General features: G+C 72.3%; 15 protein-coding genes. 7 read left to right on the top strand and 8 right to left on the bottom strand.

Going from position 1 to position 17,192, the window contains the following annotated elements:
• Positions 1 to 35 precede the first annotated feature (35 nt).
• The 6 genes from ACLQ20_RS10490 to ACLQ20_RS10465 form a co-directional block, all read right to left on the bottom strand.
• Positions 36 to 860: an endonuclease/exonuclease/phosphatase family protein gene (locus ACLQ20_RS10490; RefSeq protein ID WP_425855192.1), complete on the bottom strand. Its 825-nt coding sequence runs from the start codon at positions 858 to 860 to the stop codon at positions 36 to 38.
• 631 nt (positions 861 to 1,491) lie between these two features.
• Positions 1,492 to 2,592 (bottom strand): calcium:proton antiporter, encoded by a 1,101-nt coding sequence (locus ACLQ20_RS10485; RefSeq protein ID WP_192581366.1) that lies wholly within the window; start codon positions 2,590 to 2,592, stop codon positions 1,492 to 1,494.
• A 43-nt stretch (positions 2,593 to 2,635) separates the two neighbouring features.
• Positions 2,636 to 3,379: a glyoxalase gene (locus tag ACLQ20_RS10480; protein ID WP_425855191.1), complete on the bottom strand. Its 744-nt coding sequence runs from the start codon at positions 3,377 to 3,379 to the stop codon at positions 2,636 to 2,638.
• Between the two features lie 142 nt (positions 3,380 to 3,521).
• Positions 3,522 to 3,851 carry a DMT family transporter gene (locus ACLQ20_RS10475; RefSeq protein ID WP_393168474.1) on the bottom strand — a complete coding sequence of 110 codons (330 nt, stop codon included), beginning with the start codon at positions 3,849 to 3,851 and terminating at the stop codon, positions 3,522 to 3,524.
• Complete coding sequence (locus ACLQ20_RS10470) at positions 3,848 to 4,225, bottom strand: DMT family transporter (protein ID WP_425855190.1); 378 nt, start codon at positions 4,223 to 4,225, stop codon at positions 3,848 to 3,850. The genes ACLQ20_RS10475 and ACLQ20_RS10470 overlap by 4 nt, the downstream gene beginning before the upstream one ends.
• Positions 4,222 to 4,731: a TetR/AcrR family transcriptional regulator gene (locus ACLQ20_RS10465; RefSeq protein WP_425855189.1), complete on the bottom strand. Its 510-nt coding sequence runs from the start codon at positions 4,729 to 4,731 to the stop codon at positions 4,222 to 4,224. The genes ACLQ20_RS10470 and ACLQ20_RS10465 overlap by 4 nt, the downstream gene beginning before the upstream one ends.
• 316 nt (positions 4,732 to 5,047) lie before the next feature.
• Between ACLQ20_RS10465 and ACLQ20_RS10460 the strand changes: the two genes are divergently transcribed.
• The 3 genes from ACLQ20_RS10460 to ACLQ20_RS10450 all read left to right on the top strand — a co-directional run bounded on the left by ACLQ20_RS10460 (position 5,048) and on the right by ACLQ20_RS10450 (position 8,419).
• A complete protein-coding gene (locus tag ACLQ20_RS10460) occupies positions 5,048 to 5,272 on the top strand; it encodes a hypothetical protein (RefSeq protein ID WP_425855188.1) in 225 nt (74 codons plus the stop codon).
• Positions 5,273 to 5,589: 317 nt separating this feature from the next.
• The gene (locus tag ACLQ20_RS10455) at positions 5,590 to 7,050 is read left to right on the top strand and encodes an SDR family NAD(P)-dependent oxidoreductase (RefSeq protein WP_151454167.1); all 1,461 of its coding nucleotides are present in this window, start codon (positions 5,590 to 5,592) and stop codon (positions 7,048 to 7,050) included.
• A gap of 103 nt (positions 7,051 to 7,153) precedes the next feature.
• Positions 7,154 to 8,419: a glycoside hydrolase domain-containing protein gene (locus ACLQ20_RS10450; protein ID WP_327028264.1), complete on the top strand. Its 1,266-nt coding sequence runs from the start codon at positions 7,154 to 7,156 to the stop codon at positions 8,417 to 8,419.
• A 16-nt stretch (positions 8,420 to 8,435) separates the two neighbouring features.
• Here ACLQ20_RS10450 and ACLQ20_RS10445 read toward each other — a convergent pair whose 3' ends face one another.
• Both ACLQ20_RS10445 and ACLQ20_RS10440 read right to left on the bottom strand, forming a co-directional pair.
• Positions 8,436 to 8,732 carry a hypothetical protein gene (locus ACLQ20_RS10445; RefSeq protein WP_327028263.1) on the bottom strand — a complete coding sequence of 99 codons (297 nt, stop codon included), beginning with the start codon at positions 8,730 to 8,732 and terminating at the stop codon, positions 8,436 to 8,438.
• A gap of 19 nt (positions 8,733 to 8,751) precedes the next feature.
• Entirely contained in the window at positions 8,752 to 9,834 is a 1,083-nt protein-coding gene (locus tag ACLQ20_RS10440; protein ID WP_425855185.1) for a LacI family DNA-binding transcriptional regulator, read from the bottom strand.
• A gap of 164 nt (positions 9,835 to 9,998) precedes the next feature.
• Between ACLQ20_RS10440 and ACLQ20_RS10435 the strand changes: the two genes are divergently transcribed.
• From ACLQ20_RS10435 to ACLQ20_RS10420, 4 genes are all read left to right on the top strand, one after another.
• The gene (locus ACLQ20_RS10435; RefSeq protein ID WP_425855183.1) at positions 9,999 to 11,705 is read left to right on the top strand and encodes a DUF4127 family protein; all 1,707 of its coding nucleotides are present in this window, start codon (positions 9,999 to 10,001) and stop codon (positions 11,703 to 11,705) included.
• On the top strand, positions 11,702 to 13,294 hold the full coding sequence (locus tag ACLQ20_RS10430) for a hypothetical protein (protein WP_425855181.1): 1,593 nt from the start codon (positions 11,702 to 11,704) through the stop codon (positions 13,292 to 13,294). The genes ACLQ20_RS10435 and ACLQ20_RS10430 overlap by 4 nt, the downstream gene beginning before the upstream one ends.
• A gap of 53 nt (positions 13,295 to 13,347) precedes the next feature.
• Complete coding sequence (locus ACLQ20_RS10425) at positions 13,348 to 15,810, top strand: DUF4127 family protein (RefSeq protein WP_425855180.1); 2,463 nt, start codon at positions 13,348 to 13,350, stop codon at positions 15,808 to 15,810.
• A gap of 317 nt (positions 15,811 to 16,127) precedes the next feature.
• A complete protein-coding gene (locus tag ACLQ20_RS10420; protein WP_151454161.1) occupies positions 16,128 to 17,180 on the top strand; it encodes a LacI family DNA-binding transcriptional regulator in 1,053 nt (350 codons plus the stop codon).
• Positions 17,181 to 17,192 lie beyond the last annotated feature (12 nt).

Genomic DNA, 17,192 nt, shown 5'->3' with positions numbered 1-17,192 from the left:
ACGGGAGACCCGCCCGCCCTGACTCTCGGCCTCCGTCAGGTCACGTTGCACATCGGCCGGGGACCCTCGGCCATCGTGAGATCGCCGATCACGATCCGGTGGTCGGTGGTGGGCGTGTGCAGCCTGCAGCTACGGAAGTTCACGCCTCGGCCGAGCAGGTAGTCGAACTTCGCCGCAGCGGTGGGAAACCCGGGCCCGGTGTGCGGGAGGGTCTTGACGCAGCGGGTGTCCTCGGCTGGTCCGCAGAACGGGTCGACGTCCCTGAACCCGGCCTGCCAGATCGGGCCCATGACCTTCGTGACGTACGGCCGGGTGTTGAGGTCACCAAGAACGAGTGCGCGAGGGTACGCCCGCGCGGCGCTCACCAACTCGCCGACCTGCTTCTGCCTCATCTCTTCGCGTTCCCTCGTCGGCTCACTGAGCTGCGTGTTGAACACCCGGACCCACTGGCCGTCGACCTTCGTGGTGAACGACTGCATGCCGCGCGCCTCCCACCACCCCTCGTCCACGCTGTAGCCCTTCTTGTTGTGGGCCCTGACCGTGGTGCCCTTGGCGTAGACGATCGCGGTGCCGAGCCGACCTGGACATCCGATGTTCTGCGCGGCCGTTCCGGTCCGGTACTCGTACTTGAAGCCCGCTTCGTTGAGCTGCCGAACGGCCTCGCGCACCTCGTTCAGGCAGGATTCCTGCAACGCGGCCACCTGCGGCCGGAAACGCTTGATCTGATCCGCGACCGACTTCGGCGTGCCGAGTTTCTGACCGTTCGTGTTCCACGCCATGAACCGGTTGGGGATCGGCTTGAGGGCCTCCTCGGCGGCGTGGGCAGGGCCGGCGTACGCGGGCGCCACGAGCCCCGCCACCGCCGCCACCGACCCGGCCAGCCATACCCTCGCGATGCGCCATGCTGCGCGTGCTGTGCTGCTCGACCTGCTCATGTCTCCCCTGTTCCTGTGGATCAGTGTCGGACTGGCCGGGCGACGTGCCAGGGGCGCCGGCACTTCTCGGTTCGGGCGGACATTCGTCGTCTGCCTTCACTCCGCCATTCGGCTCCGAGTGCGAAAGGTCGTCCCGTGTGGCCAGATCTGCTGAAAGTGTCACCGGCGGTCGGTGATGCGGAAAAGGGTCTGCGCCGTTCGGAACAGTTCCGCACGCGCTGCTCGGACGCGCCGATTTGGCCTTTGTGGACACGGCCAGGCACTTCCTCAGCAGGCGGCATCAAGAAATTGACCGGCTCGTGTCGATCGGTTACGGGCCGCCTTCGCCGTCGGGGCCGTGCAGAAACGGGCCGTCGGGCCGCGTCGGCGGGCGCTGTCGCGGAAATACCGCAGCGACCGTTCGAAGTTCCCGACCGCGCGGTGGTGCCCGCCCTCGGCGAGATCCGTCCGGCCGAGGCCGTCGAACACCCCGCCGCAATTCTCCGTGCCGCCCAGGCGCGTGGGTCGGGCGGCGGGCTCGGCGGCGCGTGGGTCGGGCGGACGGTCGCGGCGACGGTCAGGGGCTGGCGGCGAGGAAGACGAAGGCGGCGAGCAACACCAGGTGCACGCCGCCCTGGAGCACGGTGGCCCGCCCCGGCACCACGGTCAGCACGCCGGTGACGACGGTGAGGGCGAGCAGGGTCACCTGGGTGCCGCCGAGGCCGAGCAGCAGCGGGCCCTCCAACCAGATCGAGGCGATCGCTATCGCGGGGATGGTCAGCCCGATGCTGGCCATGGCCGAGCCCAGGGCCAGGTTCAGGCTGATCTGCACGCGGTCGCGGCGGGCGGCCCGCGCTGCGGCGATCGTCTCGGGCAACAGCACCAGCAGCGCGATGATCACGCCGACGAACGACGGGGGCAGGTTCGCCCCGGCGACGGCGGACTCGATCGCCGGGGACACCGACTTGGCGTCGCCCACCACGGCGACCAGTGCCACCAGCAGCAGGCCGAGGCTGAGCAGGGCGGCCCGGTCCGACGGCGGCTCGGCGTGTCCCTCCGCGTCGAGCACCCGGCCCTGGCTGTTGACGGGCAGGAAGTAGTCGCGGTGGCGGCCGGTCTGCACCATGACGAACAGGCCGTAGAGGGCGAGCGAGACCACGGCGGCGAAGGCGAGCTGCGCCGGGGTGAACTGCGGGCCCGGCTGGCCGGTGGTGAAGGTCGGCACCACGAGGCTCAGCGCGGCGAGGGTCGCCACGGTGGCCAGCGCCCCGCCGGTGCCCTCGGAGTTGAACACCGCCACCCGGCGGCGCAGCGCCCCGATGAACAACGACAGCCCGAGGATGCCGTTGCAGGTGATCATGACGGCGGCGAAGACGGTGTCGCGGGCGAGGGACTGCGTCTTCTCGCCACCGCTGATCATGAGCGTGACGATCAGGGCGACCTCGATGACGGTGACGGCCACGGCGAGCACGAGCGAGCCGTACGGCTCCCCCACCCGGTGGGCCACCACCTCGGCGTGGTGCACGGCGGCCAGCACCGCGCCCGCCAGCAACACGGCCACCACGACCACGACGGGGCCGGACAGGTCGCGCCCCCAGGTCAGGATCAACACCAGGATCGCCAGCAGCGGCGTGACGACGGTCCAGTCGGTCAGACGGGTGCGGAACAGCGCGGCCATGCCCCCACCTTCGCAGAGGCGACGATCATCCGGCCCCGGACCGTCAGTCCGGGTCCGGCAACCACGGCCCGAGCGCGGCGGGATCGGCGACCGCCTGGCGTACCTGGGCACGTTCCGGTGCGGTCAACGGGAGGGTCGCGAGCCGGCCGCCCCAGTCGGGCACCAGCTCCGACTTCCCCAGCGCGAGCGACAGCTCGATCAACCCGGCCAGCGCCAACGCCTGTTCGACGGCCGGCGCCGCCTCGCCGTGCCGACGCAGCCCCGAATTGAGCGCCCGGAAGGCGGCCAGGTCGTCGGTCTTGAACTCGCGCAGGATCCGCGCGTTGTCGAGGACCCGGGCCAGCCCCTGCAACCGCTTCGAACCGCCGTACTCCAGCTCCGCCGGCTCGTCGCGTCGGATGAAGATGATGGTGTTCCCCGACGGATCGACGACGCTGAACCGCGACGCACCGGCACGGTAGCGGGTCATCCGGGGGCGTCCCTTGGCGAGCACCTTGCCGTAGGTGCGGCGCATCCCCTCGCTGAACGCCGCGTGGTAGGGCGCGACCTCGTCGACCATCACCAGGCAACCGCCGGTGTTCTCGGCCGACGGGTCCACGCCGCTCGGCGCGCCGCCGTAGTGCAGCTCGAACCCGCTCCACCGGAACGCCAGGTAGACGTACGGCTTCGTCTGCTCGTACGTGACCTCGAAATCGAGCGCACGCCAGAACGCCAGGGTCTCCTCCGCCGACACGCAGTGCAGCAGCGGCACCGTCGTCTCGTTCGGCTGGACGTGGTTCTCGGTCATCGTCGGCATCCACTCCCCGTCCGGGTCGACAGCCCGGCCATTGTGCCAACGCGCGTGCCGCCACGCACGCCCCCGGGCGGGGGCGAGGACGGGCGTGACCGGCCTCGCCCGGCGGATGACGCCGAAGGGCCGAGGTGCGGGCTCAGTGCGCCGACGTGGCGCCGAGTTCGACGAGGAGCACACCGCCGGCGATGAGACCGATGCCGAGCATCATGACCTTGGTGAGCGGGTCGTTGAAGGCGAGCCGCGCGATGATCGCGGTCAGTGCGATGCCGGCCGCGGCCCACACCCCGTAGGCGACGCCGACGGCCATGCCGGCGCGGAGCGCCAGGCTGAGGAAGACGAAGCACGTCACGTAGCCGCCGACGACGACGGGCGCCCATGCCTTCCTGCGCAGCCCCTCGGAGGCGCGCAGTGCCATGGTGGCGGTGACCTCGAAGGCGATCGCGGCGGCCAGGAAGACCCAGCTCATCGCGCCCCCTCTGGCTCGTGGTGGACGTCGTGCGGCGCGGTGTGCCCCGATTCCGCCTGGTGGGAACCGAGTTCGACGAGCAGGACCCCGGCGACGATGACGGCGAAGCCGAGCCCCATCACCCAGGTCAGGGCGTCGCCGAACAGCAGCGCGGCCAGCAGCGCGGTGAGGGTGACCCCGCTGGCAGCCCAGATGCCGTACGCGACGCCGATCGGCATGCCCTCGCGCAGGACCAGCGAGATGAGGGCGAAGGAGAGGGTGTAGCCGACGACGACCAGCGCGATCCACGCGGGGTGGTCGTTGGCCGCCCGCAACGCGAGGGTCCCGCTCACTTCCAGGCCGATGGCTCCGGCGAGGTACAGCCACTGCTTCACGAAACGTCGCCTTCCGCGGTCAGGTCTTCGATGAGCGCGACGAGGGCGTCGCGGTCCTGCGGTTCGGGTGGGAACAGGCCGGTGGCGAACGCGCTCCAGAGGCCGTCGGCGGCCAGCCGGGCCAGGGTGAGCCGGGCGCGCGTGGTCGGTGGCAGGTCCGGTGGCAGGTCGAACCACTTGGCGAGCCGCCCGACCCAGGGCCCCGACAGCGCCGGCCGGTAGGCGGCTTCCGCGGCGACCGCGTACTCCGCGCGGCTGGCGTCGCCGCCGTACGCCACGCGGGCGTAGGCCCGGATCCGCGCGGCGGGGGTCGCCTGGTCGAAGGGCACCGCGAGCGTGGCGAGCATCGCGTCCTCGACCCGTCGCGCGGCGTGCTCGACGATCGCCAGCAGGAGGGCGTCGCGGGTCGGGAAGTGGTACATCAGTCCCGGCTTGGTCATCCCCGCCTGCCGGGCGACGGCGTCGAGGGTGATGTTCGCGCCCTCCTCGGCGGAGATCAGGGTCATGGCCGCATCGAGGACGGCGGTTCGCTGGCTCGGTCGCACCCCGTTACTTTACCTTCCGGACGGTAAAGTAACCAGGCGCCCGTGAGCACGATCAGAGCGAGGAAGCCGCAGCGGTCGGGGACCCGCTGGCGGGTTTCCATGTCCCGGCACGGCGGCGGGGCACAGACCGGTCCACAGCGAGGGCGACAGCATGACCCGATTGTGTCGATTGCGGCGAATCGTCCCTCGCCGCCGCTGCGGTGTCCCCACGATGTGAACAAGGTCGGACTCGGAACTGAGAGGGGTAGTGCGCATGAGGCGTCGACGCAGCAGGAGGGTGCCGCTGCTACAGGCGGCAGCGATGTCCCTGGCGGCGATGGTGGCGGCGGCAGCCGTCGTACGGGCCCGCCGCCGCCGCGCCGCGAACAACGCGGCGGTCGCTGGTGTTCCGGGCCTCGGGGACAGCGCGTTCGCCGATGCGGGCACCGGCGGGGTGCCGGTCCCCGGCGGCGCGGCTGCCCGGGACAAGCGGACGGCGTCGCCGGCGGCCGCGACGCGGTGAGGACGGGGAGCGCCGCCCCACGCCCGGGCCGGCACGGCGCCGGCCCGGCGTGACCAGGCGGCGCGCCCGCCGGCATCGAACACGAGCGCCCGTCCCGTCGGCGCGGGTGAGGGCGGAGGCGTTCGCCGTACGGCCGTCGTCGTTCACCCGCGGACAGGCGCGGGCCGGGGGCGCGTGGATCGTCCGCCCGAGCGTGGGCCCCGGCCGGTCGGCGGGCGCGGGATGCGCCGGCACCCGTGCGGTGACGTACAGTTCCGGGTCGGACTTGGCGTGGGCCGGGAAGACACGGCGCGGAAACGGGACGAGACAGCGACGGCATGACGGCGGACAACATCACCGAAACCGGCCACGACGGCATCGACCGGAGCCAACTGGAGACCTGCCTCAGCGTCTTCGAGGCGTTGGAGGACCTGCCCCCCGATCACCCCGACGTGGTGCGCGTACAGCGGGCCACCGCGCGGCTCTACAAGGTGATCAAGCAGCGCCGGCGCGAGGAGCGGCGGGACGCGATCGCGGCGGCCGACCGCGCGGTGACGGCGGCCACCGCCACCGGCGCGCCGGGCCGGATCGACGACGAGACCCAGGGGATCCCGCTCGCCTCCCCCACCGAGGGCACCACCGCGGGCTTCCTGCACAACCCGCGCGGCTGCTATGTCTGCAAGCAGCGCTACCGCGAGGTGGACGCCTTCTACCACCAGCTCTGCCCGTCCTGCGCGGCGCTGAACCGGGAGCGCCGCGACGCCCGTACCGACCTGACCGGCCGGCGCGCGCTGCTCACCGGCGGCCGGGCGAAGATCGGCATGTACATCGCGTTGCGGCTGCTGCGCGACGGCGCGCACACCACGGTGACCACGCGGTTCCCGCACGACGCGGTGCGCCGGTTCGCGGCGATGCCCGACAGCGGGGAGTGGCTGCACCGCCTGCGGATCGTCGGGATCGACCTGCGCGACCCCGCCCAGGTGATCGCGCTCGCCGACTCGGTCAGCGACCAGGGCCCCCTCGACATCCTGATCAACAACGCGGCGCAGACCGTGCGGCGCAGCCCCGGGGCGTACGCGCAGCTCGTCGCCGCGGAGGCGGCGGCCCTGCCCGAGGGCCCCCTGCCGGAGATCGTCACGTTCGCCAAGCCGGCCGGGCGGGGCGAGACGGCGGGCGGCCTTACCGCCTCGCCGCAGTCGACCCCGCTCACCCCGCACGCGCTCACCGCCCTCGCGCTGACCAGCGGTTCCGCCTCGCCGGAGCGGATCGCGGCGGCCACCGCCATCGACGCCGGCGGCCTGGTGCCGGACCTCGACCCGGTCAACAGCTGGGTGCAGCGGGTGCAGGAGGTCGACCCGGTCGAGCTGCTGGAAGTGCAACTGTGCAACGTGACGGCGCCGTTCGTACTGGTCAGTCGACTCCGGCCGGCGATGGCCGCGGCGAAGGCCCGCCGCAAGTACGTGGTGAACGTGTCGGCGATGGAGGGCCAGTTCGGCCGCGGCTACAAGGGGCCGGGGCACCCGCACACCAACATGGCCAAGGCCGCGCTGAACATGCTGACGCGCACCAGCGCCCAGGAGATGCTGACCGACGGCATCCTGATGACCAGCGTGGACACCGGCTGGATCACCGACGAGCGGCCCCACCCGACGAAGATGCGGCTGGCGGATGCCGGCTTCCACGCCCCGCTGGACCTGGTCGACGGCGCGGCCCGGGTGTACGACCCGATCGTCCGCGGCGAGCAGGGCGAGGACCTGTACGGCTGCTTCCTGAAGGACTACGCGCCCTGCGCCTGGTAACCGACGCGTCACCAATCTGACACTATTGCCAACCTTCGATGGGTGTGTAAAAGTTCTTCACTGACTTCAACCTCGTGCAAGAAAACCTTCGAGGGAGACCGGGATGAGAAGGACCACCACCTGGCTGCTGGGCCTCGCCACCGCGGCGGGGCTCACCGTCACGCTCGGCTCGGCGGCCGTGGCCGAGTCGGCGCCGGCCCCGCAGCCGCAGTCCGTGGCGGTGTCCGCCGTCGGTCCGCAGCCCGGCACCTTCGTCGGCAAGGGCTTCGACACCTGCACCGCCCCGTCGCAGTCGGCGATGAACGCCTGGCGGGCCAGCTCGCCGTACCGCGCGGTGGGCATCTACATCAGCGGGGCCAGCCGGACCTGCGCGCAGCCCAACCTGACGGCGACCTGGGTCGCCAACCAGGTCGCCAACGGCTGGCGGCTGATCCCCATCGAACTCGGCTACCAGGCCCCCTGCGGCACTCGCGCGCCGAAGATGTCCGCCGACCCCGCCACCGCGCGCTCGCAGGGCCGCACCGCCGCCGACAGCGCCGCCAGCGCCGCGCAGGCGCTGGGCATCGGCGCCGGCAGCACCATCTACAACGACATCGAGCACTACCCGACGACCGCGTCGTGCCGCGCCGCGGTGCTGTCGTTCCTGTCCGGCTGGGTCGAGCGGTTGCACACCAAGGGCTACCTGGCCGGCATGTACTCCAGCGGATCCTCGGGCATCAAGGACGTCTGCCTGGAGTACAACAACGCGAGCTACACCAGGCTGGACCAGATCTGGATCGCCTGGTGGAACGGCGTGGCCGACACCGACGCCGGGAGCTACTGCTCCGACGCCTACTACGCGAACCACCAGCGGCTGCACCAGTACGCCGGGGACGTGACGGAGACCTGGGGCGGCGTGACGATGAAGATCGACCGCAACTACCTGGACGTGAGCACGTCGCAGCAGCCGCCCCCGCAGCAGTGGACCACCACTATCGACAACACCACGTCCGGCCGGTTCACGGCGGGCGCCAACTGGAGCACGTCGTCGTACTCCGGGCAGCGCTTCGGCACCGACTACCGGTTCGCGAACCCGACCTCGGCCAGCGACGTCGCCTGGTACCGGGCGAACGTCCCCGAGACGGGGACCTACGAGATCTCGGTCTGGTACCCCGCCGACCCCGGATACAACGCCCAGACCCCGTACGTCGTCGCCACCGCCTCGGGCAACCGGTCGGTGACGGTCGACCAGCGCGTCAACGGTGGACGGTGGGTGTCGATCGGCGTCTTCACGCTCGCGGCCGGCGACGGCAACAAGGTCGGGGTGAGCCGCTGGACCAGCGGCAGCGGCTACGTGGTCGCCGACGCGGTACGCATCACCCGCGCCTGACCGTACGGCTGCCGGGTCAGCGCCGTCGATCCGGGTAGTTCTCGCCCAGTTCGATCTCGGCCCGTACGGCGAACTCGCGCAGCCTGGTGATCGCCTCGGCGGGCCCGCCGGTGGCCTGCACCATCGCCGACTGGGCCAGGATGATCAGCGCCTCGACCGCCTCCTGCGGCCGGGGGTTGACCAGGGCGGCGACCTGGCCCATGTCGTCGTCGAAGTAGGCGAGCAGGATCCGGCTCGCCAGCCCGATGGTCCGAGCGGTGTCCCCCGCGAGGTCGTCCGCGCCGCCCGGCGTCACGTCCCGCGCCCCGCCCACGGCGCCCTCCGGTGGTCGGTCACGCCCGGCCGGTCACCGGGGGCCCGAGGGTCTCGCCCTCGACCAGGGTGCAGGGCAGCAGCCGCTGGTGGTCGCTGTCGCGGCCGTGCAGGATGTCGTCGAGCACCTCGATGGCCTGCCAGCCCATCTCCCTGCGGGCGATGTGGAAGCCCGTGAAGTCGAGGTCGGTCTCGGCCTGCCGGGTGGGATCGCCGAGGGCCACCAGGGACAGGTCGCCGGGCACGGACATGCCCCGGGCCCGCGCCGCCTCGGCCACCGCCACCGCCTCGACCAGTTCCTCGCAGAAGACGGCGGTGACCCGGGCCGCGCGCAGTGCGTCGAGCAGCTCCGCCGTGGTCCTGTCGCCGACCGGCTCGTGCCAGCCGTCCACACCGGTCTCCCGGACCGCGGCGGTGAAGCCCGCGAGCCGGTCGGTGGCGGACTCGGCCCCGGCGCCGGCGCCCACGTACGCCAGCGCCCGGTGCCCGAGGTCGACGGCGCGGTGGACGAGGGTGGCGGTGGCCCGGGCGTAGTCCGCGCCGACGTAGGGCACCGGACCGCCCGCCCCGGACGGCAGGTGGGCGTCGTCACGTCGACCGACGGACACGAAGGGCATGTCCCCGGCGACCATCCGGGCCAGCTCGTCGCGGGGGATCTCCCGACCGAGCAGCACGCAACCGTCGGCGAGCCGGATGCGGTTGTTGTCGTGGAAGATCCGGCGGCTGCCGCCGCTCACGGGGGCGCTGGTGAACAGCAGCAGGTCGCACCCGATGCTCTCCGCGCACGCCTCGATGCCGGACATGAACGGGTGGTAGAAGTTCGCGCTGGTGCTCGGGAACACCGACTCGTAGGTGAACACGCCCAGGATCTGGTTGTGCTGTTGCAGCAGCCGCCGGGCGAGCGGGTCGGCGACGTAGCCCGTCTCGCGGATGACGCGCAGCACCCGTTCCCGGGTCTCCGGGGCGATCCGCCAGGCCGCCTCGGTCCGGTCGTTGAGCACGAGCGACACCGTCGTCTGACTCACTCCGGCCATCCGCGCGATCTCGTGCTGCGTCAGCCTGCCCCGCCCTGCGGACACGGATATCGGCCACCTTCTGAGCATCACGTATCGCCGATGGTTGTCGCGGAGGATGCTGCCCGGCCCGCAGAACCGGTGTCAAGGGCCGACGGACGCAGTAATACGTATTACGGCCTCCGGCGGTATTGACCCGGGCCTCTCGCTGATCCAAGACTCAGCGCATCCCCCCGGCAACGCGAGGAGCCGACATGCCTGATCACGCCCTGTCCCGCCGTGGCCTTCTCCGGGCCGCCGGCCTCACCGGCCTCGCCGGCGCCGGCCTCACCGCACTCGGCCCGCCGGCGCACGCCCGACCGAAGACCCCACGGCTCGGCACGATCGCCCTGGTCCCGCTCGACGACCGGCCCTACACCTGGTACGCCCCGCAACAGATCGCCACCGGCGCCGGCTACGACACCCTCCTGCCACCTCGGGAGACCCTGGGGCGGCACTTCGCCCCCGGCGACGGCCGCGCCGTCGGCCAGTGGCTCACCTCGTCCACCACGCAGGCGGACGCGCTGGTCGTCGCCCTACCGATGCTCGCCTACGGTGGACTGCTCAACTCCCGCAACAGCTCCGTGCCGGAGGCCGAGGCGTTCGCCCGGCTGGCGGCGGTACGGACCGTCCGACAGCGCCGCCCACACCGGCGGCTCTACGCCTTCGACACCATCATGCGGCTCACCCCCGAGGGGCCGTGGCGCAACGAGCTGCGGGCCTGGGCCACGGTGAAGGACGAGGTCGACAACCTCGGAATGGTGGAGAAGCGGCCGCAGCTCGACGCGCTGGAGTCCCAGATCCCGGTCGACGTGCGCGACGACTACCTGGCCACCCGGGCGCGCAACCACCGGATCAACCTGACGATGATCGAATGGGCGGCCGAAGGGATCTTCGACTTCCTCGTGGTGGGCCAGGACGACGCCACCGGCCACGGCCTGCACCGACCCGAGTCCCAGGCGCTCGCCGCCCGCATCGCCGAACTCGGCGTCGGCGACCGGGTGGTGATCTACCCGGGCGCCGACGTGGTGGCCGCCCTGCTCATTGCCAAGATCGCCGTAAGGGACGCCGACGTGCGCCCCCGGGTCAGCGTCGAGTACTCCCGGGTGCCCGGCGAGGAGTGGACCGCGCCCTACCAGAACATCCCGTACGCCCAGCTCGTCAAGGGCTACGTCGACATCCTCGGCGGGACGGTCGTGGACCGGCCGGAGCAGGCCGACCTGGTCCTGATGGCCAACACGGGCGGCAGTTCCGCGTCGGTGGCGCCGTTCGCCGACCGCCTGGTGGCCCACGTCCGGGCCGGACGCCTCGTGGCCCTCGGCGACGACGCCATCGCCGGGCACTCCGACCGGCGGCTGCTGTCCCTGCTCAACGGCCGGATCCGGTACGTCGAGCTGGCCGGCTACTCCGGCTGGAACATCGGCATCAGCCTCGCCCAGGCGACGTCCCGCTGGGCTCTGCGGCAACGCTCGCTCCGCGGTGACCTGCCGCCCGGCGCGCCCCGCACCGTCGGTGAGCCGGTCCTGGCCGCCCGGCGGGCACTCCTGCACGACGCGGCCCGAGCCACCATCGAGTTGTCCATCTCGGAACTGGTGCAGACCGACTCGTACCGCGCCTCGAACGTCCGTACCGCCACCACCGCCTACGCGTCCGCGCTGGGTGAGCCGGACCCGCAGAACATCGCCACCCACTTCGCCGAGATCAACGCCTATGCGGTCGACAACACCGTCCCGCACGCGGAGAAGCTGTTCGCCGACGAGTTCGCCGGGGCCACGCTCGCCCTCGGCAGCGACGGACGGGCGCCGGTGACCGCCCGCGTGGACCGGCTCGACGCCTGGCACCTCTACCTGCCCTGGAACCGCACCGGCGAGATCGCCGCCGAGCCCCGGATCGTCCTGACCCCGGATCGGGGACGACGGTGAGGGCGCGGGCGGCCGCGCTGCTGGCCGCGCTCGTCGTCGCCGCCGCGACGCCGGTCCCGACCGCCCCGGCCGTCGCCGCCACCCCGGTCCCGCTCGTCGACAGCTACTTCGACTGGCTGGTGGCCTCACACGACGGGGTCCGCAACGGGTTGCGCCGGGACATCGAACACGTCCACGGCGACCAGCTGGCGATCGCCGGCAGGACCTGCACCACGGCGAGCCCGTGCACGATCGGCGGGCCGCGGCAGAGCACCGCCGCCTGCACCTCGCTCCAGTTCATCTCGGTCTACCTCGACCAGCGGGCGGCGTACGAGCAGCGGTCCCTGTCGAGCGTGGAGACCGGGCTCGTCGACGAGTTCGCCGGCGCGGTGCTCGCCCACCGGCTCGCCAAGGACCCGAACGCGCCGAAGATCTTCGACGACGCGGTGGCGAGCACCCCGGACGGCCAGCTCCGCTACTTCACCTCGTTCGGCAACGCGGCGTGCGGAGAGGCGCTGCTGGCCGCCCACCAGGCGACCGGCACCGCCGGGTACCTCGACGCGGCCGTCGGCATCGGCGAGTTCCTGCTCCGGATGCAGGACCCACGCGCCTACTACCTGACCTACGGCGTGCATCCGTTCGTCGACGCACTCGGCCAGCCCACCACCCCGCCGGGCGGCTACGTCGACCAGATCTCCAGCTGGAGCAACCTCTACTCGACGATCTCCACCTGGAACCTCACCGCGATCGCGTTCATGCAGCGGTTGCAGACGGCCGTCGCGCCGCCGGACAACCGGTACGGCCAGTCGGCCGCCACCGCCCGGCAGTTCCTCACCACGGGACTACAGCTCGGCGCGGACTGGTACACCTTCGACTTCGACTCCCCCGCCACCAGCCAGAACCGCGTGGTGGCGCAAAGCGCGTACCGCGCGGACTGCCGCGACAACCGGTGGCACCGCAAGGGCTCCTGCACCTACACCGACGGCCGGATCGCCGGCGGGACCCTGGGCACCGACATGATCGAGTACGGGCTGGCCGGACTCTACGACCACGAACGCCAGCTCAACGGCGCCAGTTCCGCGGCTGCCGCCGTGACGACCCTCTACACCACGTACACCAGCCTCCCGGGCTGGCACACCGCCTCGGCCAGCGACCCGCTCGACTGCGTCGACGACACCGCGTCCGGGGCCGTGGACCCGTACTACCCACCGGACAACCAGGGTGCGACGCCGACGGGTGACGCCCGCGACTACGACCCGCACCTGTCCTTCGGTGGCTTCTTCCGCCTCACCCCGCCCAACGAGAACGCCGAGGCGAAGTACTACGACATCGTCGGCTTCGGCATCCTCGCCGAGCTGCGCGAGGAGCTGGTGCCGGCCAAGTTCGCCGCCGGCTACCAACGGTTGCAGCAGGCCGACCGGCAGGACGCGCTCTACGCCCTGCTCGACCGTTCGCTGGCCGCGATGTTCCTGCCCACCCGCGACGCCGACGACCTCGACGGTGACAGCGACACGACCGAACACCTGTGCAAGGGCACCCGGGGCACCCTCCCGGTCGCCCACAACGGCCTCGGCATCCTCAAGGCCGTCGGGTACGCCGCCACCCGGTGACCGCGCCACCGATCCCCGATGACCTCGTCCACCACCATGACGAAAGTGAACCGATGCGTCGCACCAGACGACTGACACCTCGAACCCTGAGCGTGATCGCCGCCGCCGCGGTGGCCCTCACCTTCGCGGTCGCCCCGGCGGGGACCCCGGCCGCAGCCGCCGCGCCGCCGGCCAACCTGGGCCGGCTCGCCGTCGTACCGCTGGACGACCGGCCGTTCACCGCGCACACGCCCGTCGCGGTCGCCGAGGCCGGCGGACACGAGGCGCTCACACCCCCGAAGGACCTGCTCGGCGAGTACTTCACCTACGGCCAGGCCGACGCGGTCGGCGCCTGGTGGCGCAAGGCCGCCGCCGACGCGGACGGCTCGGTCGTCGCGGCCCCGATGCTCGCCTACGGCGGCCTGGTCGCCTCCCGGACCTGCCAGACCAGCCTGGCTGACGCCCGGCGGCGGCTCGCCGTGCTGGACGAGGTGAAGCGGAGCAACCCCGACAAGCCGCTGTACGCGTTCGACGTGATCATGCGCCTCACCATCGAGCCGACCAGCAGCTACCCGGGCATCCACTCCGGTCCCATCCGCCGCTGGGCCGTCCTGATGGACCAGGTGGAGAACCTCGGGCAGGAGGAGCGCCGGGCCGAGTACGAGCAGGTCGCCAGCGAGATCCCCGAGGAGATCAAGGCGGACTTCCTCTGTGCCCGGGCCCGGGACCACCAGATCAACCGGGACATGATCGAACGGGTCGCCAAGGGCACCATCGACTACCTGATCCTCGGCCAGGACGACGCCACCGAGCACGGCCCGCACCGCCTGGAAAAGGCGGGCCTGGCCGCGCTCACGGCCCAGCTCGGGGTCCAGGACCGGGTCAGGATCTACCCGGGCGCCGACATCCTCGGCGCGCTGCTGGTCGCCAAGCACGTCACCGAACGGCTCGGCGCCGCCCCGACGGTCGACGTCGAGTGGTCCCGCACCCCGGGCGAGCAGTGGGTGGCGCCCTACCAGGACGTCCCCTACGCCACCCTGGTCGACGAGTACGTGCGTACCCTCGGCGCCCGTCCCTCGGACGGTCCCGACGCCGACATCCTGCTGATGGCGAACACCGCCGGGGGCGGAGACCTGGAGCCCTTCGCCGACCGGATCCACGACGCGGTGGCCCGGGGCCGGCTCGTCGCGGTCGGCGACGACGCGCTGGCCGGCAAGGTGGACGCCGAGCTGCGGTCGCTGCTCGCCCCCCGGATCCGGTTCGGGGAGCTCGCCGGCTGGTCCGGCTGGAACATCGGTCTGTCGATCTCCCAGTCGGTGGTCCGCGCGGCGCTGTTGCAGGCGAGCCGGACCGGACGCCTGCCCAATTTCCCGGGCAGGTCGAAGGGGATCCCCTTCCAGCAGGCGCGCCAGGCCATCCTGCTGAACGCCGCCACCGCGCACGTCGAGTTGACGCTGCAGGAGCTGGCCCACACCGACGTCTACCGCAACCAGGTGCTCAGCCAGGTCCAGGCGTACGCCCGGGACAACGGCGACGATCCGCAGTACATGACGAAGGTGTTCGAGGGCGCCAACCAGCTCGCGGTGCAGCGGACCAGGGCGCTGGCCGACCAGCTCTTCGCCGACGAGTTCGCCGGCACCCCCCTCCACGCCGGCAACGACGGCCGGCACGAGGTGACGGCGGTCGTGCACCGCCTGACGTCCTGGCAGATGACGCTGGCCTGGTCGCGCTACCAGGAGCTGGAGGCCTTCCCCACGCTCGCCCTGAGCACGGCCCCCACCGATCGCGGTGCGCTGCTCACCGTCTCGGCCCTGCCCCTGCGCACCACGGTCCGGCCGGACTCGGACGTGGACACCCGGATCACCGCGGTGCTCCGCAACGACGTCGGCACGCCGGTGACGGCACAGCTCAGCGCCGTCGTACCCGAGGGGTGGGTGGCCCCGGCGCCGACCGAGGTGCGCCTCGCGCCGTTCGCGGTGGTGGAGGTTCCATTGACCGTGGGGGTACGCGGGCTCGCGGCCGAGCAGAGCGCCACCGTCAGGGTCGACGCCGCGCACGGCGTGCTGCCGGACCAGCCCCGACAGTTCACCGCGAGCGCCACCACGACCGTCGGCGCGGTGTGGCGCAACGTGGCACTGGCCGCCGAGGGCGCGAAGGCCAGCGCGTCGGGCTGGTGGCGGCAGTACGTGCCGGCGCACGTGATCGACGGCAACCGGGTCAGCTCCGGTAGCCGCTGGATCACCGACCCGGCCGACAGCCACTGGCTGCGGGTCGACTTCGCCGGTGCGGAACTGGTCGACACCGTACGGCTGCACCAGTACGGCGGGTACGAGCTGACGTCGTACCGGATCTCCGGCCTGGTCGACGGCACCTGGCGGGTGCTCGACGAGGTCACCGGGAACACGACCCAGGTCACCACGCACACCTTCACGCCGGTCCGCGCGACCGCCGTGCGCCTCGACGTCCTCGCCAGCCGGGACCGGCAGGCCCGGCTCTACGAGATCGAGGTGACCTGCCGCGCCGCTTCCTGCGGCTGACGCCGACACCGCCGAGGCGGCGTCGACACACCGCCGCGTCCAGGTCCGGTCACCGGGTGGCCTCCCGCCCCCGGCGACCGGACCGGCCGGCGGTGCGCGTGCCGCCGGCCGGTGTGGCGCAGCGCCGTACGCGGCAGGCGGACGACGCGGTGTCGCGACGGGTGCACGACGCCCAGAAGAAATCGATTCCCTGCCATATAGGATCTCAGGGCCGACCACTCTCGGGCGGCGGGCCGCAACGGACGGTGGTGCTCGTGCGGTCGCATCCGGGGGTCCGGTGCGGGACCGGGCGCGAGACACCGACAGGGGACGACCGCATGACGACCATCTACGACGTGGCCCGGGTGGCCGAGGTCTCGGCGTCGACGGTGTCCCGGGTGCTCAACGGGCACTCGTCGGTGGATCCGGACCTGGCCGCGCGGGTACGCCAGGTGGTGCTCGACCTGGACTACCGGCCCAACGCGGTGGCCCGCAGCCTGCGCCGGCAACGCACCAGTCTCTGGGCGGTGATCATCTCCGACATCGGCAACCCGTTCTTCACCTCGCTGGTGCGCGGCATCGAGGACGTGGCGCAGGAGGCGGGCTTCTCCGTGGTCCTGTGCAACGGCGACGAGGATCCCGAGAAGGAGACCCGCTACGTGACGGCGGCCCTGGCCGAGCGGATGGCCGGCGTGATCATCTCGCCGTCGGGACGACCGGCCCTGATCAACCGGCTCACCGAGGCCGGGATGCCGGTCGTGGCCATCGACCGGCAGCCGCACGGGGTGGCTGTGGACACCGTGCTCGTGGACAACGTCCACGGCGCCGAGACGGCCACCGCCCACCTGATCGACAGCGGCTACCGCCGGATCGCCTGCGTCACGGGACCGCGGCGGATCTCCACCGCCGTCCAGCGGTTACGCGGATACCAGCAGGCCCTTCGCGCGGCCGGCCGGAGCGTGCCGGAGGACCTGGTCCGGTACGCCGACTTCCGGGAGGACGGCGGCTACCGGGCCATGGCGTCCCTGCTGAACGCCGCCGAGCCGCCGGACGCGGTCTTCGTCACCAACAACCTGATGACGGTGGGCGCGGTGGAGTGCCTGGTCGACAGGGGTGTCGCCGTGCCCACCCGGTGCGGCGTGGTCGGGTTCGACGACATCCCCTGGGCCCACCTGGTGCGGCCCTCGCTGAGCACCGTCGCGCAGCCCACGTACGACCTGGGGCGGGCCGCGGCGTCGCTGCTCACCGAGCGGATCGCCAACCCCGCGAAGGCGTCCTCGACCGTCACCCTGCGCACGACCCTGCGGGTCCGCGAGAGTTCGGTCCGGTCCCTGCCCCCGCCCGACGGACAGCCCGCCGCCGGCGCGGGTGGGCCCGCCCGGGCCCGGTGAGCCCGCGGCGGG

The sequence above is a fragment of the Micromonospora sp. DT46 genome, from assembly GCF_049841735.1.
Lineage (GTDB): Bacteria > Actinomycetota > Actinomycetes > Mycobacteriales > Micromonosporaceae > Micromonospora > Micromonospora reichwaldensis.
This window is presented reverse-complemented; position numbering and strand designations above follow the sequence as displayed.

What these genes read in the sequence shown, in the direction of transcription:
- ACLQ20_RS10465 (WP_425855189.1), bottom strand. Translation starts at nt 4,731, where the DNA reads ATGACCCTGATCTCCGCCGAGGAGGGCGCGAACATCACCCTCGACGCC.
- ACLQ20_RS10455 (WP_151454167.1), top strand. Translation starts at nt 5,590, where the DNA reads ATGACGGCGGACAACATCACCGAAACCGGCCACGACGGCATCGACCGG.
- ACLQ20_RS10450 (WP_327028264.1), top strand. Translation starts at nt 7,154, where the DNA reads ATGAGAAGGACCACCACCTGGCTGCTGGGCCTCGCCACCGCGGCGGGG.
- ACLQ20_RS10420 (WP_151454161.1), top strand. Translation starts at nt 16,128, where the DNA reads ATGACGACCATCTACGACGTGGCCCGGGTGGCCGAGGTCTCGGCGTCG.
- ACLQ20_RS10475 (WP_393168474.1), bottom strand. Translation starts at nt 3,851, where the DNA reads ATGAGCTGGGTCTTCCTGGCCGCCGCGATCGCCTTCGAGGTCACCGCC.
- ACLQ20_RS10425 (WP_425855180.1), top strand. Translation starts at nt 13,348, where the DNA reads ATGCGTCGCACCAGACGACTGACACCTCGAACCCTGAGCGTGATCGCC.
- ACLQ20_RS10480 (WP_425855191.1), bottom strand. Translation starts at nt 3,379, where the DNA reads ATGACCGAGAACCACGTCCAGCCGAACGAGACGACGGTGCCGCTGCTG.
- ACLQ20_RS10440 (WP_425855185.1), bottom strand. Translation starts at nt 9,834, where the DNA reads ATGCTCAGAAGGTGGCCGATATCCGTGTCCGCAGGGCGGGGCAGGCTG.
- ACLQ20_RS10485 (WP_192581366.1), bottom strand. Translation starts at nt 2,592, where the DNA reads ATGGCCGCGCTGTTCCGCACCCGTCTGACCGACTGGACCGTCGTCACG.
- ACLQ20_RS10435 (WP_425855183.1), top strand. Translation starts at nt 9,999, where the DNA reads ATGCCTGATCACGCCCTGTCCCGCCGTGGCCTTCTCCGGGCCGCCGGC.